Raw genomic sequence first — 24662 nt, 5'->3', positions numbered from 1 at the left:
CAGGGAGCGCCGCGTGACCCGCACCGATGTGTCGCCACTGGCCTGGCTGGCGGAGGTGGAACAGCGGCGTCGACAGGCCGGTCTGCGACGTTCCCTGCGGGTGCGACCCGTCGTGGCCACCGAACTGGACCTGGCGTCCAACGACTACCTCGGCCTGGCGACCCACCCGTCCGTCATCGCCGGAGGTGTCGAGGCGCTGCAGACCTGGGGCGGTGGCGCCGGGGGATCGCGCCTGGTGACCGGCAATACCGAACTGCATCAGCAGTTCGAACAGCAATTGGCCGATTTCGTCGGTGCGCCAGCGGGTTTGGTGTTCTCCTCCGGTTACACCGCCAACCTCGGCGCGGTGGTCAGCCTGTCCGGGCCGGGGTCACTGGTCGTGTCGGACGCCTACTGTCACGCATCCCTGGTGGACGCCTGCCGGCTGTCGCGAGCACGGGTCGTCGTCACCGAGCACCGGGACGTTGACGCGGTGTCCGCCGCACTGGCCGGCCGGTCCGAGGAACGCGCCGTGGTACTCACCGAGTCGGTGTTCAGCACTGACGGCGCACTGGCCCCGCTGCGCCAGCTGCACGAGGTGTGCCGCCGACACGGCGCGCTGTTGATCGTCGACGAGGCGCACGCGCTGGGCGTGCGTGGCGCCGGCGGCCGCGGGCTGGTGCACGAGGTCGGGCTGGCCGGCGCGCCCGACGTGGTGATCACCACGACGCTCTCCAAGGCCCTGGGCAGTCAGGGCGGTGCGGTGCTGGGGCCCGTGGAGGTTCGTGACCACCTCATCGACGCCGCCCGCACGTTCATCTTCGACACCGGACTCGCCCCGGCGGCGCTGGGCGCCGCCTCGGCCGCCCTGGACGTGCTGGTCGCCGAGCCGTCCCGCGCCGCCGACGTGCTGCGGCACGCCGGTGTGCTGGCGCAGATCTGCGAGCTGCGCGACCAGCCGCAATCCGCGGTGGTCTCGGTCATTCTCGGGGACGCCGAGACGGCGGTGGCCGCCGCGACCGCCTGCCTGGACGCCGGAGTCCGGGTCGGCTGCTTCCGGCCGCCCACCGTGCCGGCGGGCACGTCGCGGCTGCGGTTGACCGCGCGGGCTTCGCTGACCGCCGACGATCTGGAGCTGGCGCGACGGGTGCTGCGCGACGTGCTGCGCGACCATCCCGCCTCCATGTCATGACCGTCCTGGTCATCACCGGCACTGGTACCGGGGTAGGCAAGACGATCGCCACCGCCGCGCTGGCCGGCGCTGCCCGGCAGGCGGACCTGGACGTGGCGGTGTGTAAACCGGTTCAGACCGGCACCGCCGACGGCGACGACGACCTGGCCGAGGTCGGCCGGCTGTCGGGGGTGAGCGAACTGTTCGCCGCTGCCCGCTACCCGGCGCCGCTAGCGCCGGCGGCCGCGGCCGAGCAGGCCGGGATGACGCTGCCGTCCCGCGCAGAGCTGCTGGACATGATCCGCGCCGCCGACCGGCCGGGACGACTGACCCTCGTGGAGGGCGCCGGTGGCCTGCTGGTGGAGTTGGCCGCCGACCGCGTCACCCTGCGCGATCTGGCCGTCGACCTTGGCGCTCCCGTGCTGGTGGTGGTCGACGCCGAACTGGGCACCCTTAACCACACCGCACTGACCCTGGAATCACTTGCTGGACAAGGGTTGTCGTGCGCCGGATTGGTTATCGGCAGCTGGCCGGCTCGGCCCGGACGGGCAGCCACCAGCAATCGCGGGGCGCTGGCCCGGCAGGCGCCGGTACGCGCCGTGCTGCCGGCCGGAGCCGGCGCGCTGGGGGGCGCGGAGTTTGCCGCGATGAGTACCGCGGCGTTCGACACCGACTGGGTGCGCAGCCTGGCGGGGTAGCGATGGTGCACTCGATCGAGCTGGTCTTCGACGCCGACACCGAGACCGCGGTCCGGCGGATCTGGACTGACCTGGCCGCCGCCGACGTGCCCAGCCAGGCTCCGGCCGCTCGACCGCACGTCACCCTGGTGGTCGCCCAGCGCATCGATCCGCAGGTCGACGCCGCGCTGGCCACCGTTACCGACCGACTGCCCATGGCCTGCACGCTTGGCGCGACGCTGATCTTCGGCCGCTCGCACGGGGTACTTGCCCGGCTGGTGGTGCCGACGGTGGCACTGCTGGAGCTGCACGAGCAGGTCTACCGGTTATGCGCACCCCACCTGATACCCGGCCCGTTGGCCAATGTGGCGCCCGGGGAGTGGACGGCGCACACCACGCTGGCCCGCCGGGTCGGTCCGGCCCAGTTGGGCCGGGCTCAGCGCATCGCCGGCCGCTCCGATGTCAGCGGGAGATTTGTCGGGCTGCGCCGATGGGATGGCAACGCGCGCACCGAATATCTACTCAGCTGAGCGTCGCCCCGGCCCGCATCGTCAGGCCGTCGATCAGCAATCCCAGCCCGAACGCGAACGCACTGCTCGGGTCGGCCTCGGGCGTGATCTCGGCAGCGCCGGCGGCGTCCCACTGCAGGCGGGACTGTTCGTCGGCGGTGAACCCTAAGACGTAGTAGACGACGGTGCGGGCGACCTGCCCGGCCTGATCCGGGTGCACTCCCGCGGCCGTCGCCGACTCCGCCAGCAGCGACAGGATGTCGGTGGCCGCCTGGGACTGGCCCGCCGCCATGCTGGCCGACACCAGTTCGGCGCCGTCGGTGTGCGACAGCAGCGCATCCCGCAGGCGTTCACCTACGGTTTGGATCCGCCACTGCCAGCCGCCCGGCCCGGGGTCGGCACAGGCCGGCGCCAAGACGCGGTCGGCGACCGCCCCCAGTAGCTGCTGCTTATTGGCGAAATGCCAGTACAGTGCGCTGGGGCTGACATTGAGCTCGCGCGCCAGCCGGCGCATCGACAGATCGGCGATGCCGTAGTCGTCCAGGATGGTGGTCGCCGCGGCGATCACGTCAGGTTTGTGCAGCTGCACCCCGCTAGCCTAACCTGAACACCGTTCAAGTCTTGAGGGGAGCACGCGTGACCCGCGGCGGCGACGATGCAGAAGCGAAGCGATGAGGAGGAGCGGCGCGCATGACTGACGACATCCTGGCGCTGGCGCGGGAACAGGTACTGGAGCGCGGCGAGGCGTTGCGACGGGATCAGGTTCTCGAGGTGCTGCAGCTGCCCGACGACCGCCTCGATGAGCTGCTGGCGTTGGCCCACGAGGTGCGGATGCGCTGGTGCGGTCCGGAGATCGAGGTCGAGGGCATCATCAGCCTGAAAACCGGTGGCTGCCCGGAGGATTGCCACTTCTGCTCGCAGTCGGGACTGTTCTCCTCACCCGTGCGCAGCGCGTGGCTGGACATCCCCAGCCTGGTCGAGGCGGCCAAGCAGACCGCCAAGACCGGAGCCACCGAGTTCTGCATCGTCGCCGCGGTACGCGGGCCCGACGAGCGGCTGCTGGCCCAGGTCGCCGCGGGCATCGAAGCGATCCGCAACGAGGTCGACATCCAGATCGCCTGTTCGCTGGGCATGCTGACCCAGGAACAGGTGGACAAGCTGGCCGCCATGGGCGTGCATCGCTACAACCACAACCTGGAGACAGCGCGATCGCATTTCCCCAACGTCGTCACCACCCACACCTGGGAAGAGCGGTGGGAGACCCTGCGCATGGTGGCCAAAGCCGGCATGGAGGTCTGCTCCGGCGGCATCCTCGGCATGGGCGAGACGCTGGAGCAGCGCGCGGAGTTCGCCGCCGATCTGGCTGAGCTGAACCCCGACGAAGTTCCGCTGAACTTCCTCAATCCGCGCCCGGGCACCCCGTTCGGCGACTTGGAGGTGCTGCCGGCCGCCGACGCACTGCGGGCCGTCGCCGCGTTCCGGCTGGCCCTGCCGCGCACCATGCTGCGCTTCGCGGGCGGCCGGGAGATCACGCTGGGCGACCTGGGCGCCAAGCAGGGCATCCTGGGCGGCATCAACGCCATCATCGTCGGCAACTACCTGACCACGCTGGGCCGGCCGGCCGAGACCGACCTGGAACTGCTCGACGACCTGCAGATGCCGATCAAGGCACTCAACGCCACCCTGTGATGGTCCGCGACCTGCCCGTTCCGGTGGGAGCCGGTGTCTACAACGTCTACACCGGCATGCAGATCGACGATCCTGCCGGCGCATCGCTGCCCACCGCGGCCCAATTGGGCCTGGAGCCGCCGCGATTCTGTGCCTCCTGCGGACGCCGGATGATGGTGCAGGTCCGCCCGGACGGTTGGTGGGCCAAGTGCTCGCGACACGGCCTGGTCGATTCGACCGACCTGGACACCCAACGGTGACCACGCCGGGCGCCCCGCGGATCACGCGGGGACGCGCGTACCTGACCATCGCCGCCGGATTGGCCGTGGTAGGCCTGCCGATCGGCGCCTTGTGGGCGTGGATCGCCCCGCCCATCAACGGGGTGGTGGCACTGACCCGCAACGGCGAACGGGTGCAGGCCTACCTGGGCAACGAGGCCGAACACTTCTTCATTGCGCCGTTTCTGCTGCTCGGACTGTTGAGCGTGGCGGCGGTGGTAGCGGCCACCTTGGCCTGGCAGTGGCGGGCGCATCGGGGGCCGGGCATGATCGCTGGCCTGTTGGTGGGCCTGAGTGCCGGGGCGGCGCTGGCGGTACTGACCGGCACCGCCTTGGTGCAGCGCCGCTACGGCACTATCGACGTGGATGCCGCACCGGTGAGCCCCGAACACCGGGTGCACTACGTCGCCGAGGGGCCACCGGTGTTCTTCGGACACACGCCGCTGCAGATCGCGGCCTCGCTGCTGTTGCCCGCCGCCACTGCGGCGCTGGTGTACGGCATGTGCGCCACCTGGAGCACTCGTGATGATCTCGGCGGCTATCCGCCGGAGCCCGTGCGGCGACCGCAGCCAGCCGTCACAGCGGAAGGCGTCGCACCGCCCCGCCGGTGATGACCCGGCCCGCGACCACACCCAGGCGCAATAGCCCGAGGTAGGTCTTGGGGTTCAGCAACGCCGGCCACGCGCTGCTCACCGGTGTCTGTGGCAACGGCCGGTTGGCGAACCGGTCCCGCAACCAGTCCAGCACCATCGGTGCCGACAGTGGATGCAAGGTCACGTGCTCGCTGAGCAGATCGCGGTGATAGGTGATCCGCACGCCGCCGGCGGCATAGGTCTCGGCGAGGGTGTCGATGTCGTCAACGGAGATCACCTGGTCGTGGATGGCCTGCAGCATCAGAACCGGGACAGCCGGGATCTCGCCGCCCAGGCGGGTGTCGTCGAACACCTGCTGGACGACGGGGTGTTCGATCAGTTGCGCCAGGGGCCGGTCGATGAAGGTGTCCAGGGCGCGGTGATGCAGGCGCAGCACCGCGCTCGCGGTGGTGACCGACTCCAGTGAGTGCAGCAGTGCACGGCCGTCGACGGTGGCGTGCTCCTCGATGACTTTGTCGAGGTCGGGATAGACCCGGGCCAGCGCGGAGATCATGATGGCCGGCAGGCCGGACCAAAACGAACCGTTGAGCCGCTGCAAGGTGTTGCCCAGATCGCCCACCGGCGAGCCCAGCGCAGCGCCGACGATGTTGAGGTCGGGCGCGTAGTCGCCGCAGACCTGGGCCGCCCACGCCGTGGACAGGCCGCCGCCGGAATAGCCCCACAAACCCACCGGGGCGTCGGGGGACAGGCCCAGTTGTTCGAAGCCCAGTGCGGCCCGCAGCGCGTCGAGCACGTAGTAGCCGGGTTCATCCGGCGCCCCCCAGTGGCCGAAGCGGCCCTCATGGTCGGGAATCGACACCGCCCACCCCTGCGACAGGATGGCTGAGATCAGCACGAACTCGAGTTGGGTGAACGATCCGTGCGCCCGAGCGCGGCGGCGCAGCGCGAAAGACGGGAAACACCGACCGTCCACCGCGTCGATCGCGCACTGGTACGACACGATCGGCGTCGGCCGGGTCCGGTCCCGGTCGGTGGGAACCACCACGGTGGTCACCGACACCTGGGGGACGTTGTTGCGGTCAACGGTGCGGTAGAGCAGCTGGGTGGCCTGCAGTTGCTGTGGGATCAGGCCTAAAAACGCCAGTTCAACGTCGCGAGAGCGGAGAACGGTGCCGGCCACCGCGTGCTGGAAGCCAGCGGGTGGCTCATAGAACGGATCTTCAGCGACCGGCAGGGGGCGTTCGCCCGATCGCAACGGCTGGTGCGGGGCCTGCCCGATCCACTCGACAGATGTTTCGCGGGCCAGACTGTCGACGTCCATCCCGGCATTGTTACTTAAGAAGGCGTTAAGATTCCAGTCGACTCACCCGGGCGGGCGCAACGCGGCGAATTCGTCGGTGACGCGAAGTTCGGAGTCGGTGAACCGGTAGCGGGCCGCCGGACGGCCCCCGCTACGCCCCGAACGGGCGGTGGTGCCGGTGCGGGTGATCACTCCCCGGCGCACCAACACCCGCTGCAGATTGGTCGCGTCGACCTGGTAGCCCAACACGACGCTGTAGATGTCGCGCAGCGTTGACAAGATGAATTCCGTTGGCGCCAAGGCGAATCCAATGTTCGTATACGACATCTTGGCGACCAGGCGACTGTGTGCGTGCGCCACCATCGGTCCGTGGTCGAACGCCATCGGCGGCAAGTCGTCGACCGGATGCCAGTGGGTGTCGCTCGGTAGCTCCGGGTCGGCGGGGGAGGGCACCAGGCCCAGAAACGTCGAGGCGATGGTGCGCACGCCGGGCACTCGGCTCGGGTCGGAAAACACAGCCAGCTGCTCAAGGTGGGCGATCTCACGTAGGTCGACCTTTTCGGCCAGCTGGCGGCGGGCCGATGCCGTGACATCCTCGTCATTGCGCAGCAGGCCACCGGGCAGTGACCAGCGTCCCGACTGCGGTTCGCGTGCGCGTTCCCACAGCAGCACATTGAGTCGGGGACGGCGCTGGTCAAGGCCGCCAACCTGGAAGACCACGGTGAGCACTTCGTGCGCGGTGCTAGTATGGACCACGTTTTCGATTATAAGTCGAAAACCTGTTTTGAGAAGGAGTCGCTCATGACCACCCTCACCGACAGCGGTGTGCAGGCAAACAGCCTGGCCGACCGCATCGTGAACTCGCCGGCCGGCTACAGCGGTATCGAACCCGACGAGGAATGGGTGGCCGAGGTTCTCCGGCTCAAGAAGGAACGCAACGCGACGATCCTCGCCCACAACTACCAGCTGCCGGCGATCCAAGACATCGCCGACCACGTCGGGGATTCCCTGGCACTGGCCCGGATCGCGGCCACCGCCGACGAAGACACCATCGTGTTCTGCGGTGTGCATTTCATGGCCGAGACGGCCAAGATCCTGTCTCCGGACAAGACGGTGCTGCTGCCCGACACCCGGGCAGGCTGTTCGCTGGCCGACTCGATCACCGCCGAGGAACTGCAGGCCTGGCGCGACGAATACCCCGACGCGGTCGTGGTGTCCTACGTGAACACCACCGCGGCGGTCAAGGCGCTGACCGACTACTGCTGCACCTCCTCGAATGCCGTCGATGTGGTCAACGCGATCGATCCGGACCGCGAGGTGCTGTTCCTTCCTGACCAGTTCCTGGGCCAACACGTCAAACGGGTCACCGGCCGCGACAACATCCACATCTGGGCCGGCGAATGCCACGTGCACGCCGCCATCAACGGCGACGAGCTCGCGGAGAAGGCGCGGGCCAACCCCGACGCCGAGCTGTTCGTACACCCCGAGTGCGGCTGCGCGACGTCGTCGCTGTACCTGGTCGGTGAGGGTCACTTCCCCGAGGAGCAGGTCAAGATCCTGTCCACCGGCGGCATGCTTGAGGAGGCCGCGCGCACCGGGGCCCGCAAGGTGCTGGTCGCCACCGAGATCGGCATGATCCACCAGCTTCGCAAGGCTGCCCCGCAGGTCGACTTCGAGGCGGTCAACCGCAAAGCGGCCTGCAAGTACATGAAGATGATCACCCCGGCCGCCCTGCTGCGCAGCCTGACCGAGGGCGCCGACGAGATTCACGTCGACCCCGAGACGGCGCGCCTGGCAGCCCGCAGCGTGCAGCGGATGATCTCGATCGGACACTCCGTCCCGGTCAGCAAGTGACCCCTGGTCCCAGCTGGCAGCAGCGGGCCGATGTCGTCATCATCGGCACGGGTGTCGGCGGGCTGGCGGCGGCGCGAGCCGCGCACCGCGCCGGACGCGAGGTCGTGGTGCTCAGCAAGTCCGCTGCGGGCTCTGCGGCAACCGCGACGCACTACGCCCAGGGCGGGATCGCGGTGGTCCTGCCGGGCAATGACGACTCGGTGGCGGCACACGTCGCCGACACCCTGGCCGCCGGCGGCGGATTGTGCGACCGCGACGCAGTGACCTCGATCGTGGCCGACGGCTATCGCGCGGTTTCTGACCTTGCCGGCGCGGGTGCGGTGTTCGACCAGGGCTCGGACGGAGACTGGGCGCTCACCCGCGAAGGTGGACACTCCCGGCGCCGCATCATTCATGCCGGCGGCGACGCCACCGGAGCCGAGGTACAACGCGCCCTGGATCAGGCCGCCGCCGAACTCGATGTTCGCTGCGGTCAGGTGGTGCTGCAGATCCTGCGTGACACCGATCGCGTCACCGGTGTGCTGGTGGCCAATGCCGACGGAATCGGCGTGATCCACACCCCGTCGGTGGTGCTGGCGACCGGTGGTCTGGGACATCTGTACCGGGCGACCACCAATCCCGGTGGGGCGACAGGAGACGGGGTGGCCCTGGCGCTGTGGGCCGGCGTCACAGTCAGCGACCTGGAATTCATCCAGTTCCATCCGACCATGCTGTTCTCCGGGGCCGGCAACGGTAGCGCCACCGGCGGGCGCAGGCCGCTGATCACCGAAGCGGTGCGCGGAGAAGGCGCCAAGCTGATCGACGCCCGCGGCGCCTCGATCACCGAAGGGGTGCACCCGATGGGGGATCTGGCTCCGCGCGATGTGGTCGCGGGGGCGATCGACGCGCGCCTGCGCGAGACCGGCGACCAGTGCGCGTATCTCGACGCGCGCGGGATCGACGGCTTCGCAGAACGCTTCCCGACCGTCACCGCTGCCTGCCGCAACGCCGGTATCGACCCTGTGCGCCAACCGATTCCGGTGGTTCCGGGCGCGCACTACAGCTGCGGTGGCGTGATCACCGACATCACCGGCCGCACCGAGTTGCCCGGCCTGTTCGCCGCGGGCGAGGTGGCACGAACCGGAATGCACGGTGCCAACCGATTGGCTTCCAACAGCCTGCTGGAAGGCCTGGTGGTCGGTGACCGCGCGGGCGCTGCGGCTGCAGCGCACGCCGTCGCGGTAGGTCCGTCCGACGCCGCGGTACCCGAGCCAGTCCGGTACGCGGCACTGGATCGGCCGACGCTGCAGGACGCGATGTCGCGCGACGCGTCGGTGGTCCGCGACGCGCGTGGGCTCGCCCGACTGCAAGAGCTGCTGTGTGGCGCCGGTACACGCCCGGTCGCCGACCGGGCCGGCGTCGAGGACGCCGCACTGACCTTGGCGGCCCGGGTCGTCGCGGCGGCGGCGTCGGCGCGCGCCGAAAGCCGAGGCTGTCACCACCGGGCCGACTGCCCGGCCGCCGACCCCGGTCAGGCCCGTAGTTCCACCATCCGGCTGCGCGACGGGATTGTCGCGCTCGAGACACCCGCGGGAGTCGCATCGTGATGCTGTCCGAGTCCGAACTCGACGAGGCGCGCCAGGTCATCGCTCGCGCGCTCGATGAGGATCTGCGTTACGGGCCCGATGTCACCACCGCCGCGACGGTTCCCGCCGGTGTGACGGCCGAAGCGGCCATGGTCACTCGGGTGCCCGGGGTGATCGCCGGGGTCGACCTGGCCCTGCTGGTGCTCGACGAAGTACTCGGATCCGACCGCTACCAGGTGTTGGACAAGGTGACCGACGGTGCGCGGCTGCCGGCCGGCGCACCGGTACTGAGCCTCAAGGCCGACACCCGTGGCCTGCTGACCGCCGAACGCACCATGCTCAACTTGGTGTGCCACCTGTCGGGGATCGCTACCACCACCGCGGCCTGGGTCGATGCCATCAACGGAATCGCCGGCACGTCGGCGCGTATCCGCGACACCCGCAAGACGCTGCCCGGACTGCGGGTGCTGCAGAAGTACGCAGTACGGGTCGGCGGCGGGGTGAATCACCGGATGGGCCTGGGCGACGCCGCCCTGATCAAGGACAACCATGTGGCCGCTGCGGGTTCGGTCGCAGCGGCGCTGCGGGCAGTGCGGGAGGCGGCGCCCGACGTGCCCTGCGAGGTCGAAGTGGATTCGCTCGAGCAGTTCGACGAGGTGCTCGCCGAGGGGCCCGAGTTGGTGCTGCTGGACAACTTCGAGGTCTGGCAGACCCAGATGGCGGTGCAGCGGCGCGACTCCCGCGCCCCCGGCGTACTGCTGGAGTCATCGGGCGGACTCACGCTGGACTGCGCTGCCGCCTATGCCGCCACCGGCGTCGATTACCTGGCCGTGGGAGGCCTGACCCATTCGGTGCAGGTGCTCGACATCGGCTTAGACATGTAAGGCAAGTAGCGATTTCGGCGCGCTCTTGCCCGCTCAGCGGGCAGAACCGCGCCGAAATCACGTTCTGACTCAGCTGATATCGGTAACGAGTACCGCCACCTTGCGGTTCTGCACCCGCAGCAGGAATGGCAGCGAGGTGTCACCCGAGCCGGCCGGCAGGATCCGCGGGTTGACCACATGCAGTTGTCTGCGGGACAGCTGGACGTCGGCCTCGCCGGCGGCCAGCACGTTCTTGACCCAGTCGGTCTTGCCGTGTCCGAGCGCGATCGCCAGCATGTTGCCCTTGCGGTAGGTGGTCACCACCGTCCGGTAGGGCTTGCCGGACTTGCGCCCCCGATGGGTGATCACCGATGTGCCCGGAATGAACTTGGATAACGGCTTGACCACCGGATTCACGTACTTGATCTGCAGGCGATCCACCCATGCCGGGAACACGGCCGGCAGCGTGGACGGGTCAGCGGCACCCTTGTCGGAAGCCATGGCAACTCCGTTCCTCGTGGGACGTCACACTGCGCACCACCCTAGCCGCGGGCCGGTGCATGGCGGGTCATGCTGGCGCTGCGTTATTGACTTGAGGCCCTCTGGGACAATGGACCGTGTGAACACCGGCCTGATGGCACGCATCGACCTGCGCGGCACCGAACAGTCGGACCTCTCCAAGGCCGAGCTGCGGGCCGCCCTGCCACGCGGTGGTGTGGACGTGGAGGCGGTACTGCCGAGGGTGCGCCCGATCGTCGAGGCGGTCGCCGAACGCGGGGCCGCCGCAGCCTTGGAGTTCGGCGAATCGTTCGACCGGATCCGACCGGCCACGGTCCGGGTGCCGGATGCGGCACTGGAGCGCGCGCTGGCCGAACTGGATCCCGCCGTACGTGCCGCTCTAGAGGTAGCGATCAGCCGCGCCCGGGCGGTCCACTCCGATCAGCGGCGCACCGACACCACCACCACGCTGGCCCCAGGCGCCACCGTCACCGAACGCTGGCTTCCGGTCGAGCGGGTGGGCCTGTACGTGCCGGGAGGTAACGCGGTCTACCCGTCCAGCGTGGTGATGAACGTCGTCCCAGCCCAGATCGCCGGCGTCGAGTCCCTGGTGATCGCCAGCCCGCCCCAGGTCGCCTTCGACGGTCTGCCGCACCCCACGATCCTGGCCGCAGCCCGGTTGCTCGGCGTCGACGAGGTCTGGGCGGTCGGCGGTGCCCAGGCGGTGGCGTTGCTGGCCTATGGCGGCACCGACACCGATGGGGGTGAACTGGCGCCGGTCGACATGGTCACCGGCCCCGGCAACATCTACGTCACCGCCGCCAAGCGGTTGTGCCGCTCGCAGGTGGGGATCGACGCCGAAGCCGGGCCCACCGAGATCGCCATCCTTGCCGACAACACCGCGCACCCGGCGCATCTGGCCGCGGACCTGATCAGTCAGGCCGAGCACGATGAGATGGCCGCCAGCGTGCTGGTCACCACCAGCCCCGAGTTGGCTGATGCCACCGACCGCGAGGTGACCGCCCAGCTGCAGACCACCGTGCACCGCGAGCGGGTGACCACGGCACTGTCTGGACCGCAGTCGGCGATCGTCCTGGTCGACGACCTGGACGCCGGTATCCGCGTGGTGAACGCCTACGCCGCCGAGCACCTCGAGATCCAGACCGCCGATGCCGCGGCCGTGGCGACCCGAATCCGTTCAGCCGGTGCGATTTTCGTTGGACCGTACGCGCCAGTCAGCCTCGGCGACTACTGCGCCGGCTCCAACCACGTGCTGCCCACCGCGGGCAGTGCGCGGCACTCCAGTGGGCTGTCGGTACAGACGTTCCTGCGCGGCATCCACGTCGTGGACTACACCGAGGCCGCACTCAAAGATGTCAGCGGACACGTGATCGCGCTGGCCACGGCCGAAGATCTTCCCTCACACGGCGAAGCGGTACGACGGAGGTTCGAGCAGTGAGCGGCACACCAGCCCGCCCGGGCGCGCAGATCACCCTGGCGGATCTGCCGCTGCGCGACGATCTGCGCGGCAAGTCGCCCTATGGTGCGCCGCAACTGGAAGTTCCGGTGCGGCTCAACACCAACGAGAATCCGCACCCGCCGAGCCAGGCGCTCATCGACGACGTGGCACGTTCGGTGCGTGAGGCCGCCGCCGAGCTGCACCGCTACCCCGACCGCGATGCGGTGGCGCTGCGCACCGACCTGGCCGCCTATCTGACCGCCCAGACCGGCGTCGAGGTGGGACCGGACAATGTGTGGGCAGCCAACGGGTCCAACGAGATCCTGCAGCAGTTGCTGCAGGCATTCGGCGGCCCGGGCCGCAGCGCCATCGGATTCGTGCCGTCGTACTCGATGCACCCGATCATCTCCGACGGCACGCAGACACGGTGGCTGGCCGCCAACCGGACCTCCGACTTCGGGCTGGACGTCGAGGTGGCCCGCGCCGCCATCGCCGAGCACCACCCCGACGTGGTATTCGTCGCGTCTCCGAACAACCCGTCTGGACAGAGCATTCCGCTCACGGATCTGCGGAGCCTGCTCGAAGCATCGCCCGGGATCGTGATCGTCGACGAGGCCTACGGCGAGTTCTCGTCGCAGCCCAGCGCGATAGCGCTGATCAATGACTACCCGGCGAAGCTGATCGTCAGCCGCACGATGAGCAAGGCGTTCGCGTTCGCCGGCGGCCGGCTCGGATACCTGATCGCGGCTCCGGCGGTGATTGATGCGATGTTGTTGGTTCGTCTTCCTTACCACCTGTCGGTGGTCACCCAGGCAGCTGCTCGCGCCGCGCTCCGCCACGCCGACGACACCCTGGGCAGCGTCGCGCAGTTGATCTCCGAACGAGACCGCGTCTCAAGCGAACTGTCCGCCATGGGATTTCGGGTCATTCCCAGCGACGCCAACTTCGTGCTGTTCGGCCAGTTCGCCGACGCCCCCGCAACCTGGCAGCGCTACCTGGATGCCGGCATCCTCATCCGCGATGTCGGCATCCCCGGCTACCTGCGGGCCACCACCGGACTTCCGGAGGAGAACGACGCACTGCTCGCCGTCAGCAAGCAGCTTGCGGCCACCGAACTCGCCCAACCGTTATTAGGAGAATCATGACCCGCCGAGCCCGGGTGCAACGCGCCACCCGCGAATCCGATATCACGGTCGAACTCGACCTGGACGGCACCGGCATCGTTGACATCGAGACCGGCGTGCCGTTCTTCGACCACATGCTGACGGCGCTGGGCAGTCACGCCAGTTTCGATCTGACGGTGCGTGCCCGCGGCGATGTCGAGGTCGAGGCCCACCACACCGTCGAGGACACCGCGATCGTGCTCGGGCAGGCGCTGGGTGAGGCGCTCGGCGACAAAAAGGGCATTCGCCGATTCGGCGACGCGTTCATCCCGATGGACGAGACGCTGGCCCACGCTGCCGTCGACGTGTCCGGCCGCCCGTACTGCGTGCACACCGGGGAGCCGGATCACATGATGCACACCACGATTGCTGGAACGCAGGCGCCGTATCACACGGTGATCAACCGGCACGTGTTCGAGACGCTGGCGTCGAATGCCCGTATCGCACTGCACGTGCGGGTGCTCTACGGTCGCGATCCGCACCACATCACCGAGGCCGAGTACAAGGCCGTCGCGCGTGCATTGCGCCAGGCGGTGGAGCCCGACCCGCGCGTGACCGGCGTGCCGTCCACCAAGGGAGCCCTGTGAGCAGCTCTCCCAGGGTGGTGATCCTGGACTACGGTTCCGGCAACCTGCGCTCCGCCCAGCGCGCCCTGCAACGGGTCGGCGCCCAGGTCGAGGTGACCGCCGACGCCGAGGCCGCCGCCGATGCCGACGGTCTGCTGGTGCCGGGCGTCGGGGCATACGCGGCGTGCATGGCCGGGCTGCGCAAGGCCAACGGCGACAAGATCATCGCCGAACGAGTACAGGCTGGCCGGCCGGTCCTCGGGGTGTGTGTGGGGATGCAGATCCTGTTCGCCCACGGCGTCGAGTTCGGGGTGGACACCGCCGGCTGCGGCCAGTGGCCGGGTGCGGTCACCCGGCTAGACGCCCCGGTGGTCCCACACATGGGCTGGAACGTCGTCGACGCCGCACCCGGCAGCAGCCTGTTCGCCGGCCTGGACGCCGATACCCGGTTCTACTTCGTGCACTCCTATGCCGCACAGCGGTGGGAGGGGCGTCCCCAGGCTTTGGTGACCTGGGCGACCCATCAGGTACCGTTCGTGGCGGCTGTCGAGGATGGGCCGTTGGCCGCCACCCAGTTTCACCCCGAAAAGAGTGGGGATGCCGGGGCGACATTGTTGAGTAACTGGGTGGAGGCACTGTGAGTACTGCGGTGAACAAGGCACTGGTTCTGTTGCCGGCCGTCGACGTGGTCGATGGCCGCGCGGTTCGTCTGGTGCAGGGCAAGGCCGGCAGCGAGACCGAGTACGGTTCGGCGCTGGACGCCGCGCTGGGCTGGCAGCGCGACGGCGCCGAATGGATCCACCTGGTCGATCTGGATGCCGCGTTCGGGCGCGGATCGAACCGCGAGCTGCTTGCCGATGTCGTTGGGCGCCTTGAAGTGAAGGTCGAACTGTCCGGTGGCATCCGCGACGACGAGACGTTGGCGGCGGCGCTGGCCACCGGGTGCGCACGGGTGAACCTGGGCACAGCGGCCTTGGAGAACCCGCAGTGGTGCGCGCGGGCGATCGCTGAGCACGGCGACAAGGTCGCGGTCGGGCTGGACGTGCAGATCGACCCCAATCACCCGGACGGCATCCACCGTCTGCGGGGCCGCGGTTGGGAGACCGACGGCGGTGACCTCTGGCCGGTACTGGAACGTCTTGACCGGGAAGGTTGTTCGCGCTACGTGGTCACCGACGTGACCAAGGACGGCACGCTGGGCGGACCCAACCTGGAACTGCTCGGCGCGGTCGCCGACCGCACCGACGCTCCGGTGATCGCCTCCGGGGGAGTATCGAGCCTGGATGACCTGCGGGCGATCGCCACGCTGGTCGGCCGCGGCGTCGAGGGCGCCATCGTCGGCAAGGCGCTCTACGCGGGTCGCTTCACTCTGCCCGAGGCGCTGTCAACGGTGCAGGAGTAGGCCGACATGGCGCTAGACACCGCGGATCTGGACGCGCTGGTTGCAGCGGCGTCGCAGATCCTCGATGTCGCCGCCGAGCCTTTCCTGGCCGGTCACCGGGCCGACTCTGCGGTCCGCAAGGGCGCCAACGACTTCGCCACCGAGGTCGATCTGGCCTTGGAGCGGCAGATCACCGAGGCGCTGGTGACGGCAACCGGAATCGGGGTGCACGGCGAGGAATTCGGCGGGCCACCGATCGATTCGCCGCTGGTGTGGGTGCTGGATCCCATCGACGGGACCTTCAACTACGCCGCAGGATCACCGATGTCCGCGATTCTGCTGGGACTGCTGCGCGACGGTGAGCCGGTCGCGGGATTGACCTGGCTGCCCTTCGCCGACCAGCGCTACACCGCGGTCGCCGGCGGCCCGCTGATTCGCAACGGGGTGGCGCAGCCGCCACTGAAACCCGTCGACCTGGCCGACTCGTTGGTCGGTATCGGCACCTTCAACGTCGAGTGGCGCGGCCGGTTCCCCGGCCGCTACCGGCTTGCGGTGCTCGAAGGCCTGACCCGGGTGACCTCGCGGACACGGATGCACGGCGCCACCGGAATCGACCTGGCCTACGTCGCCGACGGAACCCTTGGCGGTGCAATCAGTTTCGGCGACCACATCTGGGACCACGCGGCCGGTGTGGCCATGGTGCGCGCAGCCGGCGGCATCGTCACCGACCTGGCCGGCGCACCTTGGACGGCCCACTCGGACTCGGCGCTGGTCGCCGCGCCCGGGGCACACGATCAGATTCTCGACATCCTCAAGCGAGTCGGCGCACCGGGGGACTACTGACATGCATAAGCACAGCGGTTCAGCGAGGCTCGACGCAGGAGAGGCGAAGCTGGGACCGATGCATAAGCACAGTGATGTGGCGGTACGGGTCATTCCGTGCCTGGATGTCGACGGCGGACGCGTCGTCAAGGGCGTCAACTTCGCGAACCTGCGCGATGCCGGCGACCCTGTCGAGCTGGCCGCGGCCTATGACGCCGAGGGCGCCGACGAGCTGACCTTCCTCGACGTGACGGCGTCGTCGTCGGGCCGGGCCACCATGCTCGAGGTCGTCGCGCGCACCGCCGATCAGGTGTTCATCCCGCTCACCGTCGGCGGCGGCGTGCGCACCGTCGCCGATGTCGACGTGTTGCTGCGGGCCGGCGCGGACAAGGTGTCGGTGAACACCGCCGCTATCGCTCGCCCCGAACTGTTGGCGGAGTTGTCCCGCCAATTCGGCTCCCAGTGCATCGTGCTGTCGGTCGACGCCCGTACCGTCCCCGCCGGCGCGCCGCCCACCGCCTCGGGATGGGAGGTCACCACCCACGGCGGACGGCAGGGTACGGGTATCGACGCGGTCGAATGGGCCGTCCGCGGTGTGGAACTCGGCGTGGGGGAGATCCTGCTGAACTCGATGGACGCCGACGGCACCAAGGCCGGGTTCGATCTGTCGATGCTGCGCGCGGTTCGGGCTGCGGTCAGCGTGCCGGTGATCGCCAGCGGGGGAGCCGGTGCGGCAGAACATTTCGCCCCGGCGGTCGCCGCAGGTGCCGATGCGGTTCTGGCTGCCAGCGTGTTTCACTTCCGGGAATTAACCATCGGCCAGGTCAAAACCGCGATGGCGGCCGAGGGGATCGTGGTCCGATGACTCACCGGCTGGATCCGGCGATCGCGGCGCGGCTCAAGCGAAACGCCGAAGGACTGGTCGCGGCGGTTGCGCAGGCGCGGGGCACCGGCGAGGTGCTGATGGTCGCCTGGATGGATGACGACGCGCTGGCCCGCACCCTGGCAACCCGCGAAGCGACGTATTTTTCGCGATCGCGAAACGAACAGTGGATCAAGGGCGCGACCTCCGGCCACACCCAGTATGTGCATTCGGTGCGGTTGGACTGCGACGGAGACACCGTACTGCTGGAAGTCGATCAGATCGGCGCAGCTTGCCATACCGGTGCCCGTACTTGTTTCGACGACGACGTGCTGTTGGAAGCTGCGGATTGATCGAGCGGCGGGGCTACGCGCCAAGTATGGCTCTGCCGTGCCCCAGAGCGCGTGTGCCATTCGCGCCCGATACGCAGAAATAAAGATTTTCTACCTATTCATCTGCGACCGCGGCCACGAATAGTGGTTAACAATCACTAATGGCAATTAACAAATGGGGCCACGCTCCGAAAAATGGCGGAGCCCTCGATCAAGCGGCATGCGGCACCCTTCCGAAACAATGGTTAACAAAAGGGCCTCAGGCTGGGGATTCGGACCCCCACTGCGCACTTCCTGCGCCGTCCAGCCAGAATGGCAATTAACAAAATTAGGCTTGCCCAAGCGTCAATTAAAGTCGATATAGTTACGCGCGTGACGGGAGAGCAAGCGAGGATCATCAGCCAACGCGTCGACGTCCAAGCCGCTGCCATCTACGCCCGTATTTCTGCAGATATGGAGCGGTTGAATTACCGCCATACCGAGGCCCACGACAAGGAGCTCTCCGAGCTGCACACGTTGATCCGCCGCAGCGAGACGCGGATTGCCGCGCTCGGCGATCAGGTCGACAAGTCCCGGTACGAGCTCGCCACCACCTCGGCGCAGTACACCGAACTGGCCCGGGCAATCCCCGGCGATATCGCCGACCTCAGTGATCAGTTGACGTCGATCTTGTCGTCGGCCACGGCCGAAGCCGATCGCATCCGCACCACCGCGCATGACCACGCCGCCGAGATCATTGCCGAGGCACAGAAGGAACACGATGCGGCTGTCGCGGTGCGCGCCAACCTGGAAGAACAGACCAGCCAACTGCACGCCACCCTGGCACTGCTGCGCCAGCAAGCTCGTCAGGACGCCGCCGACATCGTGCGCGACGCCGAGAGCGCAGCCGAGGAACTGCTAGCCCAGGTCCGGCTGGACATTGAAGCTCAGCAGGCAGCGGCACAGGCCAAATTGCAGGAACTCCTGGCGGTTCGCGCAATGATCACCGAACAACTGCGCGATTTCTACACCAAGGTCAATGAGCTCGAGCAGTCCGCGGAGCCGGTCGACAAGGCCCGCACCGTAACTGTCGCCTCGCGCCGGGTTCACAGCTCCGATGAGGGCGAGGACTGGGATGTCCTATTCCAGCAGCGTCCTTCGACCAAGCGGCTGGAACGGCCGGCCCTCGACCCCCAATCCTCCGACGAAACACACCTCAACTAGGAGCCCCCGGTGAGCACAGCAATTTCTCTCTTCGAGCCGCAATTGCCCAACTTCACGACGCAACTGCGCGGCCTCGATCGTGGCCAGGTGCTGGACTACATCCAGAACCTGCACCAGGAGCTCGAATCTCTCCAGCAGCGCATCCCGGCACTCGAAGAACAGCTCACCGATGCCCGACGAGATCTCACCAACACTGAGGATGATCGGACCCGGCTGCGCAGTGAGATCGATGCACTGCGCGGTGACATCGCTCGGCTATCCGGTCCGATCGATTCCGTGGAGGGGATGTCCGACCGAATCGCACGGATGATGCGGGTGGCCTCCGATGAGGCCCGGCGCACCAAGGCTATGGCTCAGGAGGAAGCCGAAGCGCTCACCCGCGACCTGCGCGACGAGCTTGAGGCAGCCCGCCAGGATCGCGCCGCGGCCAGTGCCGCTTTGGCTGAGCTTCAGGAATCGACGTCGCAACGGCGCGAGCAGATCCTTACCGACGCCAAGGCCGAGGCCGAAGAGCTGCTGCGCGCCGCGCAGGCCGAATGCGCTCGGCTGATCAGCGAAACGGAGGAGACCGAGCGTGCCCGCCGTGAGGCCGCGCAGCGACTCGCCGAGGAAGACGAGCGGCGCCGGCGCGAAAGCGAACGCGAGCAGGCCAAGCAGGTCAGTGCGGCGTGGGAACAGGCGCAGATCCAGATCGCCAACATGGAAAAGGACAGCCGCCTCAAGGCCGCAGCCTTGATCGCCACCGCGGAGCGTGAAGCCAAGCTCATCTTGGAGCGCACCGATGCCGAAGTCATGCAGTTGATTCACGTCCGCGGTGACGTCGTCGGCGCGCTCAGCGAGATCCAGAGCCGGATCGAGTCAGCCATCCGTCGCGACCGGATGAGCGTGGTGAAGCGAACCGGGGATTCCGAGCAGGCCTAACCGGCTCGATTCCGAGGCGGGAACTGCTCGCCCGGCTTCGCCGCGCGAGCAGTTCCCGCTAAGCCGACGAGCGCGCCCGCAGCACCTCCAGCGCCTTGTCGGCGTGGGTGTCCATCGAGAATTCGCTGGCGATCACGTCCAGCACGGTGCGATCGGTGTCGATGACGAATGTGGTCCGCTTCACCGGGATGAGCTTGCCCAGCATGCCGCGCTTAACGCCGAACTGGGAGGCCACCGTGCCGTCGGTGTCGGACAGCAGGGGGTAGTCGAAGCCCTGCTGGTCGGCGAACTTGGCCTGCTTGGCCACCGCGTCGGCGCTGATGCCGACCCGAGTAGCCCCGACGGCGGCGAACTCGCCGGCCAGGTCGCGGAAGTGGCAGGCTTCCTTGGTGCACCCCGGCGTCATGGCGGCCGGATAGAAGAACAGCACCACCGGCCCGTCGGCCAGCAGGTCGCTGAGTTTGCGCGGCGCCCCGGTCTGGTCGGGGAGCTCGAAGTCGGCCACGGTGTCACCGGTTTTCATGGCGGTCAGGCTACTCCGGCTACGTGTGCGGTGGCGGCGATAGTGGTGGGTGCGCCAATGTCTGGGAAGATGGGCGCGTGCAAATCACGAGCACTTCTAGGGCCGGCGTCACATCCCGGGCGGACTTCCGGGCGCTGGCGGCTGAGCACCGTGTGGTCCCGGTGACCCGCAAGGTGCTCGCCGACGCAGAGACACCGCTGTCCGCATACCGCAAGTTGGCCGCCAACCGCCCCGGCACCTTCCTGTTGGAGTCGGCCGAGAACGGCCGGTCGTGGTCGCGGTGGTCGTTCATCGGCGCCGGCACGACCTCGGCGCTGACGGTGCGCGACGGCCATGCGGTGTGGCTGGGTGCAGCACCGCAGGATGCACCCACCGGCGGGGACCCGTTGCAGGCCCTGCGCGAGACGCTGACGCTGCTGGAGACGGCCGCCATCCCCGGCCTGCCGCCGCTGTCGAGCGGCCTGGTGGGTTTCTTCACCTACGACATGGTGCGCCGCCTGGAGCGCTTGCCCGAGCTGGCCGTCGATGACTTGCGGCTGCCCGACATGCTGTTGCTGCTGGCCACCGACATGGCCGCCGTCGACCACCACGAGGGCACCATCACGCTGATCGCCAACGCGGTCAACTGGAACGGCACCGATGAGCGCGTCGATGAGGCCTACGACGACGCGATCGCCCGCCTCGATGTGATGGCCGCGGCGCTGAGTCAGCCGTTGGAGTCCAGCGTCGCCACCTTCGATCGGCCGGACCCGGTCTACCGCGGCCAGCGCACGCCCGAGGAGTACGGGGCGATAGTCGAGCGGCTGGTCGGCGAGATCGAAGCCGGCGAGGCGTTTCAGGTGGTTCCGTCCCAACGTTTCGAGATGACCACGCCGGCAGACCCGCTCGACGTCTACCGAATGCTGCGGGTGTCCAATCCGAGCCCGTACATGTATCTGCTGCAGGTGCCCGACGACGACGGGGGACTGGCCTTTTCGATCGTGGGCTCCAGCCCCGAGGCGCTGGTGACCGTGCAGGACGGCCGCGCGACCACCCATCCCATCGCCGGCACCCGGTGGCGCGGAGCGACCGAGGACGAAGACCAGCTGCTGGCCAAGGACCTGTTGAACGATGAGAAGGAGCTCGCCGAGCACCTGATGCTGGTCGATCTGGGCCGCAACGACCTGGGCCGGGTGTGTGTACCGGGGACCGTACGGGTCTCTGACTACAGCCACATCGAGCGCTACAGCCACGTCATGCACCTGGTGTCCACCGTCACCGGAGAGCTCGCCGAGGACCGGACCGCGCTGGACGCCGTGACGGCGTGCTTCCCGGCGGGAACCTTGTCCGGGGCACCCAAAGTGCGCGCGATGGAGCTGATCGAGGAGGTCGAGAAGACTCGGCGCGGCCTCTACGGCGGCGTCGTCGGCTATCTGGACTTCGCCGGCAACGCCGACTTCGCGATCGCGATCCGCACCGCGTTGATGCGGGCCGGCACCGCCTACGTCCAGGCGGGTGGCGGAGTGGTGGCCGACTCCAACGGCCCTTACGAATACACCGAGGCATCCAACAAGGCCCGGGCCGTGCTGGCTGCGATCGCCGCCGCCGAGACCCTGGCAGCGCCCGGGACCGATGGCTGACGGTCGCGAACGCCACGACACCCGCGCACTTCGCGGGGCACAACTGCTGCTGGTGGCGGCCGCCGGGGGTCTGTGGGGCGCCGCACGGCTACCGTGGGTCCTGATCCGCTCGTTCGACGGGCTCGGGCAGCCCAAGGAGATCACTCTCACCGGCGCGACCTGGTCGACGGCGCTGTTGCCCCTGGCGCTGCTGTGCCTGGCCGCCGCCGTCGCCGCGATGGCGGTGCGTGGGTGGCAGCTGCGGGTGCTGGCGGTGGTGTTGGCCGCGGTGAGCCTGGCGTGCAGTTATCTGGCCACCAGCATGTGGGCGGCCCGCGACATCACGCTGCGGGCCCTAGACATCGCCGAGATTCCGCTGACTTCGCTGCTGGGCACCGAGCGCCGTCTCACCGGCGCCGTGTTGAGCCTGGTCGCAGCTCTGGGTGTGCTGGCTGCGGCGGTGCTGCTGATGCGCGTCGCCGCACACAGCACTGGCCGGGTCACCAAGTATTCGGCGCCTGCGGAGCGCAGGGCGGCTGCGCGTGATCTCGAGGCAGACAAGCGCGCAGACAAGGATGGGCAGTTGTCTGAACGCATGATGTGGGACGCGCTCGACGAGGGCCGAGACCCCACCGGGGATCCGGATAACCGGGCAACCAACCCAGACGGCTAGGCGTACTTGACGGGCCGGTGACACCGCGGGCAGCGACGGTCGTTACCCTTCGATAAAGGTCTTCGACGAAGGTCCATTGGACGCGGGAGAGGAAGCGGCAGTCATGACTTCGGCATCCGTGCTCGACTCCATCATCGAGGGAGTCTGCGCCGACCTTGCCGCCCGAGAGGCCCTCGTCCCGCTCGCGGAAGTCAAGGCAGCGGCCGAGGCCATGCCTCCGCCACGGGACGTGATGGCCGCACTGCGGGAGCCGGGCATCGCCGTCATCGCCGAGGTGAAGCGCGCGAGCCCCTCCAAGGGCCAGCTGGCGCCCATCGCCGACCCGGCGGAGCTGGCCAGCTCGTACGCCGACGGCGGGGCCCGTGCGATCAGCGTGCTAACCGAACAGCGCCGGTTCAACGGCTCGCTGGCCGACCTGGACGCAGTACGTGCCGCGGTGTCGGTTCCGGTGCTGCGCAAGGACTTCATCGTGCGGCCGTACCAGATTCACGAGGCCCGCGCCCACGGCGCAGACATGCTGCTGCTGATCGTGGCGGCGCTTGAGCAACAGGCACTGGAGTCGATGCTGGACCGCACCGAGTCGCTTGGCATGACCGCACTGGTCGAGGTGCACACCGAAGAAGAAGCCGACCGGGCATTGACCGCCGGCGCCAAGGTGATCGGCGTCAACGCGCGTGACCTGACCACGCTCGAGGTCGACCGCGACTGCTTCGCGCGGATCGCACCCGGACTGCCCACCGAGGTGGTCAAGATCGCCGAGTCCGGGGTGCGCGGCACCGCGGACCTGCTGGCCTACGCCGGCGCCGGCGCGGACGCTGTCCTGGTCGGCGAGGGACTGGTCACCAGTGGCGACCCGCGGGCGGCCGTTGCCGATTTGGTCAGTGCGGGTAAGCATCCGTCCTGCCCGAAGTCGGCTCGCTAAATGTCAGACACCTCGCACCCGAGCCTTCCGCGTGCCAGCGCCGGAGTGGCTGAGCCGACCGCGCACGACCCCGATGCCCGCGGGCACTTCGGTGTGTACGGAGGCCGCTACGTCGCCGAAGCGCTGATGGCAGTCATCGAAGAGGTCACCGCCGCCTACGACAAGGTGCGCAACGACCCGGCGTTCTTGGACACCCTTGACGACCTGCAGACGCACTACACCGGCCGGCCTTCACCGCTGTATGAAGCCGAGCGGCTGACCGCGCACGCCGGCGGGGCCCGCATCTTCCTCAAGCGAGAAGACCTGAACCACACCGGTTCTCACAAGATCAACAACGTGCTCGGTCAGGCTCTGCTGGCGCGACACATGGGCAAGACCCGGGTGATCGCCGAGACCGGCGCCGGTCAGCACGGGGTCGCCACCGCCACCGCGTGCGCGTTGCTCGGCCTGGAATGCGTGATCTACATGGGTGCCGTCGACACTCGGCGTCAGGCGCTCAACGTGGCACGGATGCGGCTGCTGGGCGCCGAGGTGGTCTCGGTCGAATCCGGTTCGCAGACCCTCAAAGACGCCATCAACGAAGCCTTCCGGGACTGGGTCACCAACGCCGACCGCACCTATTACTGCTTCGGCACTGCGGCCGGGCCGCACCCGTTCCCGACCATGGTGCGCGACTTCCAGCGGATCGTCGGTCTGGAGACGCGTGTTCAGATTCAACAGATGGCGGGTCGTCTTCCCGACGCCGTGGTGGCGTGTGTGGGCGGCGGGTCGAATGCCATCGGCATCTTCCACGCCTTCCTCGACGACCCCGCGGTCCGACTGGTCGGGTTCGAGGCCGGCGGCGACGGTGTGGACACCGGCCGGCACGCCGCGACATTCGCCGGTGGGACTCCGGGTGCCTTCCAGGGGTCGTTCTCCTACCTGCTGCAGGACGAGGACGGTCAGACCATCGAGTCGCACTCGATCTCGGCCGGGCTGGATTACCCGGGGGTGGGCCCCGAACACGCCTGGCTGCGTGAGACCGGCCGCGCCGAATACCGACCGATCACCGACACCGAGGCGATGGATGCGTTCGGAATCCTCTGCCGCACTGAGGGAATCATTCCGGCAATCGAATCAGCACACGCGGTGGCCGGAGCGCTCAAGCTGGCGACCGAGTTGGGACCCGGCAAGGTCATCGTGGTCAACGTGTCCGGGCGCGGCGACAAAGACGTGGAGACCGCCGCCAAATGGTTCGGTCTGTTCGACGAGGCAGGAGATGGGTCGTGAGCGACCACGCCGG

General features: G+C 68.5%; 28 protein-coding genes. 23 read left to right on the top strand and 5 right to left on the bottom strand.

All coding sequences use genetic code 11. The annotated features are described in order from the left end of the window. Nucleotides 1–13: 13 nt before the first annotated feature. Genes ACKY0X_RS11810 through ACKY0X_RS11800 form a run of 3 tightly spaced genes read left to right on the top strand, consistent with a single transcriptional unit; the run spans nucleotide 14 to nucleotide 2357 of the window. Nucleotides 14–1171 carry an 8-amino-7-oxononanoate synthase gene (locus ACKY0X_RS11810; RefSeq protein ID WP_409426191.1) on the top strand — a complete coding sequence of 386 codons (1158 nt, stop codon included), beginning with the start codon at nucleotides 14–16 and terminating at the stop codon, nucleotides 1169–1171. Beyond that, nucleotides 1168–1848: a dethiobiotin synthase gene (gene bioD, locus ACKY0X_RS11805; RefSeq protein WP_409426190.1), complete on the top strand. Its 681-nt coding sequence runs from the start codon at nucleotides 1168–1170 to the stop codon at nucleotides 1846–1848. The genes ACKY0X_RS11810 and bioD overlap by 4 nt, the downstream gene beginning before the upstream one ends. A gap of 2 nt (nucleotides 1849–1850) precedes the next feature. Beyond that, nucleotides 1851–2357 (top strand): 2'-5' RNA ligase family protein, encoded by a 507-nt coding sequence (locus tag ACKY0X_RS11800; RefSeq protein ID WP_409426189.1) that lies wholly within the window; start codon nucleotides 1851–1853, stop codon nucleotides 2355–2357. Here ACKY0X_RS11800 and ACKY0X_RS11795 read toward each other — a convergent pair. Further along, the gene (locus ACKY0X_RS11795) at nucleotides 2350–2925 is read right to left on the bottom strand and encodes a TetR/AcrR family transcriptional regulator C-terminal domain-containing protein (protein WP_409426188.1); all 576 of its coding nucleotides are present in this window, start codon (nucleotides 2923–2925) and stop codon (nucleotides 2350–2352) included. The genes ACKY0X_RS11800 and ACKY0X_RS11795 overlap by 8 nt on opposite strands. A gap of 101 nt (nucleotides 2926–3026) precedes the next feature. Here ACKY0X_RS11795 and bioB point away from each other — a divergent pair, with 101 nt between their 5' ends. Genes bioB through ACKY0X_RS11780 form a run of 3 tightly spaced genes read left to right on the top strand, consistent with a single transcriptional unit; the run spans nucleotide 3027 to nucleotide 4893 of the window. Next, complete coding sequence (gene bioB / locus ACKY0X_RS11790; protein WP_046283082.1) at nucleotides 3027–4025, top strand: biotin synthase BioB; 999 nt, start codon at nucleotides 3027–3029, stop codon at nucleotides 4023–4025. Then, nucleotides 4025–4264 (top strand): hypothetical protein, encoded by a 240-nt coding sequence (locus ACKY0X_RS11785; RefSeq protein ID WP_409426187.1) that lies wholly within the window; start codon nucleotides 4025–4027, stop codon nucleotides 4262–4264. Before bioB ends, ACKY0X_RS11785 begins: the two co-directional genes overlap by 1 nt. Next, on the top strand, nucleotides 4261–4893 hold the full coding sequence (locus ACKY0X_RS11780) for a DUF2567 domain-containing protein (protein WP_409426186.1): 633 nt from the start codon (nucleotides 4261–4263) through the stop codon (nucleotides 4891–4893). The genes ACKY0X_RS11785 and ACKY0X_RS11780 overlap by 4 nt, the downstream gene beginning before the upstream one ends. Here ACKY0X_RS11780 and ACKY0X_RS11775 read toward each other — a convergent pair. Together ACKY0X_RS11775 and ACKY0X_RS11770 are read right to left on the bottom strand one after the other, a co-directional pair. Further along, nucleotides 4859–6196: a lipase family protein gene (locus ACKY0X_RS11775; RefSeq protein ID WP_409426185.1), complete on the bottom strand. Its 1338-nt coding sequence runs from the start codon at nucleotides 6194–6196 to the stop codon at nucleotides 4859–4861. The genes ACKY0X_RS11780 and ACKY0X_RS11775 overlap by 35 nt on opposite strands. A gap of 42 nt (nucleotides 6197–6238) precedes the next feature. After that, nucleotides 6239–6931 carry an NUDIX hydrolase gene (locus ACKY0X_RS11770; RefSeq protein WP_409426184.1) on the bottom strand — a complete coding sequence of 231 codons (693 nt, stop codon included), beginning with the start codon at nucleotides 6929–6931 and terminating at the stop codon, nucleotides 6239–6241. Between the two features lie 45 nt (nucleotides 6932–6976). Here ACKY0X_RS11770 and nadA point away from each other — a divergent pair, with 45 nt between their 5' ends. From nadA to nadC, 3 genes are read left to right on the top strand one after another with little or no spacing between them, the layout of a single operon-like run. Further along, a complete protein-coding gene (gene nadA / locus ACKY0X_RS11765; protein ID WP_409426183.1) occupies nucleotides 6977–8029 on the top strand; it encodes a quinolinate synthase NadA in 1053 nt (350 codons plus the stop codon). Further along, nucleotides 8026–9615 (top strand): L-aspartate oxidase, encoded by a 1590-nt coding sequence (locus ACKY0X_RS11760; protein ID WP_409426182.1) that lies wholly within the window; start codon nucleotides 8026–8028, stop codon nucleotides 9613–9615. Before nadA ends, ACKY0X_RS11760 begins: the two co-directional genes overlap by 4 nt. Beyond that, the gene (gene nadC, locus ACKY0X_RS11755; protein ID WP_409426181.1) at nucleotides 9612–10478 is read left to right on the top strand and encodes a carboxylating nicotinate-nucleotide diphosphorylase; all 867 of its coding nucleotides are present in this window, start codon (nucleotides 9612–9614) and stop codon (nucleotides 10476–10478) included. Before ACKY0X_RS11760 ends, nadC begins: the two co-directional genes overlap by 4 nt. 69 nt (nucleotides 10479–10547) lie before the next feature. On the opposite strand, the gene ACKY0X_RS11750 is transcribed toward nadC, so the two are convergent. After that, nucleotides 10548–10958, bottom strand: coding sequence for a nitroreductase family deazaflavin-dependent oxidoreductase (locus tag ACKY0X_RS11750; protein WP_409426180.1), 411 nt, complete (start codon nucleotides 10956–10958; stop codon nucleotides 10548–10550). 130 nt (nucleotides 10959–11088) lie between these two features. Here ACKY0X_RS11750 and hisD point away from each other — a divergent pair, with 130 nt between their 5' ends. The 10 genes from hisD (at nucleotide 11089) to ACKY0X_RS11700 (ending at nucleotide 19664) form a co-directional block, all read left to right on the top strand. Then, a complete protein-coding gene (hisD, locus tag ACKY0X_RS11745) occupies nucleotides 11089–12414 on the top strand; it encodes a histidinol dehydrogenase (RefSeq protein WP_409429601.1) in 1326 nt (441 codons plus the stop codon). Continuing rightward, a complete protein-coding gene (locus ACKY0X_RS11740; RefSeq protein ID WP_409426179.1) occupies nucleotides 12411–13559 on the top strand; it encodes a histidinol-phosphate transaminase in 1149 nt (382 codons plus the stop codon). The genes hisD and ACKY0X_RS11740 overlap by 4 nt, the downstream gene beginning before the upstream one ends. Beyond that, nucleotides 13556–14164, top strand: coding sequence for an imidazoleglycerol-phosphate dehydratase HisB (gene hisB / locus ACKY0X_RS11735; RefSeq protein ID WP_409426178.1), 609 nt, complete (start codon nucleotides 13556–13558; stop codon nucleotides 14162–14164). The genes ACKY0X_RS11740 and hisB overlap by 4 nt, the downstream gene beginning before the upstream one ends. Next, complete coding sequence (gene hisH / locus ACKY0X_RS11730) at nucleotides 14161–14784, top strand: imidazole glycerol phosphate synthase subunit HisH (protein ID WP_409426177.1); 624 nt, start codon at nucleotides 14161–14163, stop codon at nucleotides 14782–14784. The genes hisB and hisH overlap by 4 nt, the downstream gene beginning before the upstream one ends. Nucleotides 14785–14804: 20 nt before the next feature. Beyond that, nucleotides 14805–15545: a bifunctional 1-(5-phosphoribosyl)-5-((5-phosphoribosylamino)methylideneamino)imidazole-4-carboxamide isomerase/phosphoribosylanthranilate isomerase PriA gene (priA, locus tag ACKY0X_RS11725; protein WP_409429600.1), complete on the top strand. Its 741-nt coding sequence runs from the start codon at nucleotides 14805–14807 to the stop codon at nucleotides 15543–15545. Nucleotides 15546–15551: 6 nt separating this feature from the next. Then, nucleotides 15552–16367 (top strand): inositol monophosphatase family protein, encoded by an 816-nt coding sequence (locus ACKY0X_RS11720; RefSeq protein WP_409426176.1) that lies wholly within the window; start codon nucleotides 15552–15554, stop codon nucleotides 16365–16367. A 58-nt stretch (nucleotides 16368–16425) separates the two neighbouring features. Then, nucleotides 16426–17211: an imidazole glycerol phosphate synthase subunit HisF gene (gene hisF, locus ACKY0X_RS11715; protein WP_409426175.1), complete on the top strand. Its 786-nt coding sequence runs from the start codon at nucleotides 16426–16428 to the stop codon at nucleotides 17209–17211. Further along, nucleotides 17208–17561, top strand: a complete 354-nt coding sequence (gene hisI, locus ACKY0X_RS11710) for a phosphoribosyl-AMP cyclohydrolase (RefSeq protein ID WP_409426174.1) — start codon at nucleotides 17208–17210, stop codon at nucleotides 17559–17561. Before hisF ends, hisI begins: the two co-directional genes overlap by 4 nt. A gap of 351 nt (nucleotides 17562–17912) precedes the next feature. Next, nucleotides 17913–18743: a hypothetical protein gene (locus tag ACKY0X_RS11705; RefSeq protein WP_409426173.1), complete on the top strand. Its 831-nt coding sequence runs from the start codon at nucleotides 17913–17915 to the stop codon at nucleotides 18741–18743. Nucleotides 18744–18752: 9 nt separating this feature from the next. Then, the gene (locus ACKY0X_RS11700; RefSeq protein WP_409426172.1) at nucleotides 18753–19664 is read left to right on the top strand and encodes a hypothetical protein; all 912 of its coding nucleotides are present in this window, start codon (nucleotides 18753–18755) and stop codon (nucleotides 19662–19664) included. 58 nt (nucleotides 19665–19722) lie between these two features. Here the strand turns inward: ACKY0X_RS11700 and ACKY0X_RS11695 are convergent, their stop codons facing one another. Beyond that, nucleotides 19723–20187 carry a peroxiredoxin gene (locus tag ACKY0X_RS11695; protein WP_409426171.1) on the bottom strand — a complete coding sequence of 155 codons (465 nt, stop codon included), beginning with the start codon at nucleotides 20185–20187 and terminating at the stop codon, nucleotides 19723–19725. Nucleotides 20188–20270: 83 nt separating this feature from the next. On the opposite strand from ACKY0X_RS11695, the gene ACKY0X_RS11690 reads away from it, so the two are divergent. The 4 genes from ACKY0X_RS11690 to trpB all read left to right on the top strand — a co-directional run bounded on the left by ACKY0X_RS11690 (nucleotide 20271) and on the right by trpB (nucleotide 24649). Then, nucleotides 20271–21806, top strand: a complete 1536-nt coding sequence (locus ACKY0X_RS11690; protein WP_409429599.1) for an anthranilate synthase component I — start codon at nucleotides 20271–20273, stop codon at nucleotides 21804–21806. Then, nucleotides 21799–22458, top strand: a complete 660-nt coding sequence (locus tag ACKY0X_RS11685) for a TIGR02234 family membrane protein (RefSeq protein WP_409426170.1) — start codon at nucleotides 21799–21801, stop codon at nucleotides 22456–22458. Before ACKY0X_RS11690 ends, ACKY0X_RS11685 begins: the two co-directional genes overlap by 8 nt. Nucleotides 22459–22561: 103 nt before the next feature. Then, on the top strand, nucleotides 22562–23380 hold the full coding sequence (trpC, locus tag ACKY0X_RS11680; protein ID WP_046286467.1) for an indole-3-glycerol phosphate synthase TrpC: 819 nt from the start codon (nucleotides 22562–22564) through the stop codon (nucleotides 23378–23380). Beyond that, nucleotides 23381–24649 (top strand): tryptophan synthase subunit beta, encoded by a 1269-nt coding sequence (gene trpB / locus ACKY0X_RS11675; RefSeq protein WP_046286466.1) that lies wholly within the window; start codon nucleotides 23381–23383, stop codon nucleotides 24647–24649. Nucleotides 24650–24662 lie beyond the last annotated feature (13 nt).

Origin of the sequence: Mycobacterium sp. SMC-11, from assembly GCF_046250095.1 — a bacterium.
Classification (GTDB): domain Bacteria; phylum Actinomycetota; class Actinomycetes; order Mycobacteriales; family Mycobacteriaceae; genus Mycobacterium; species Mycobacterium heraklionense_A.
The sequence above is the reverse complement of the archived record's forward strand: the minus strand, read 5'-3'. Positions and strand labels throughout refer to the sequence as shown.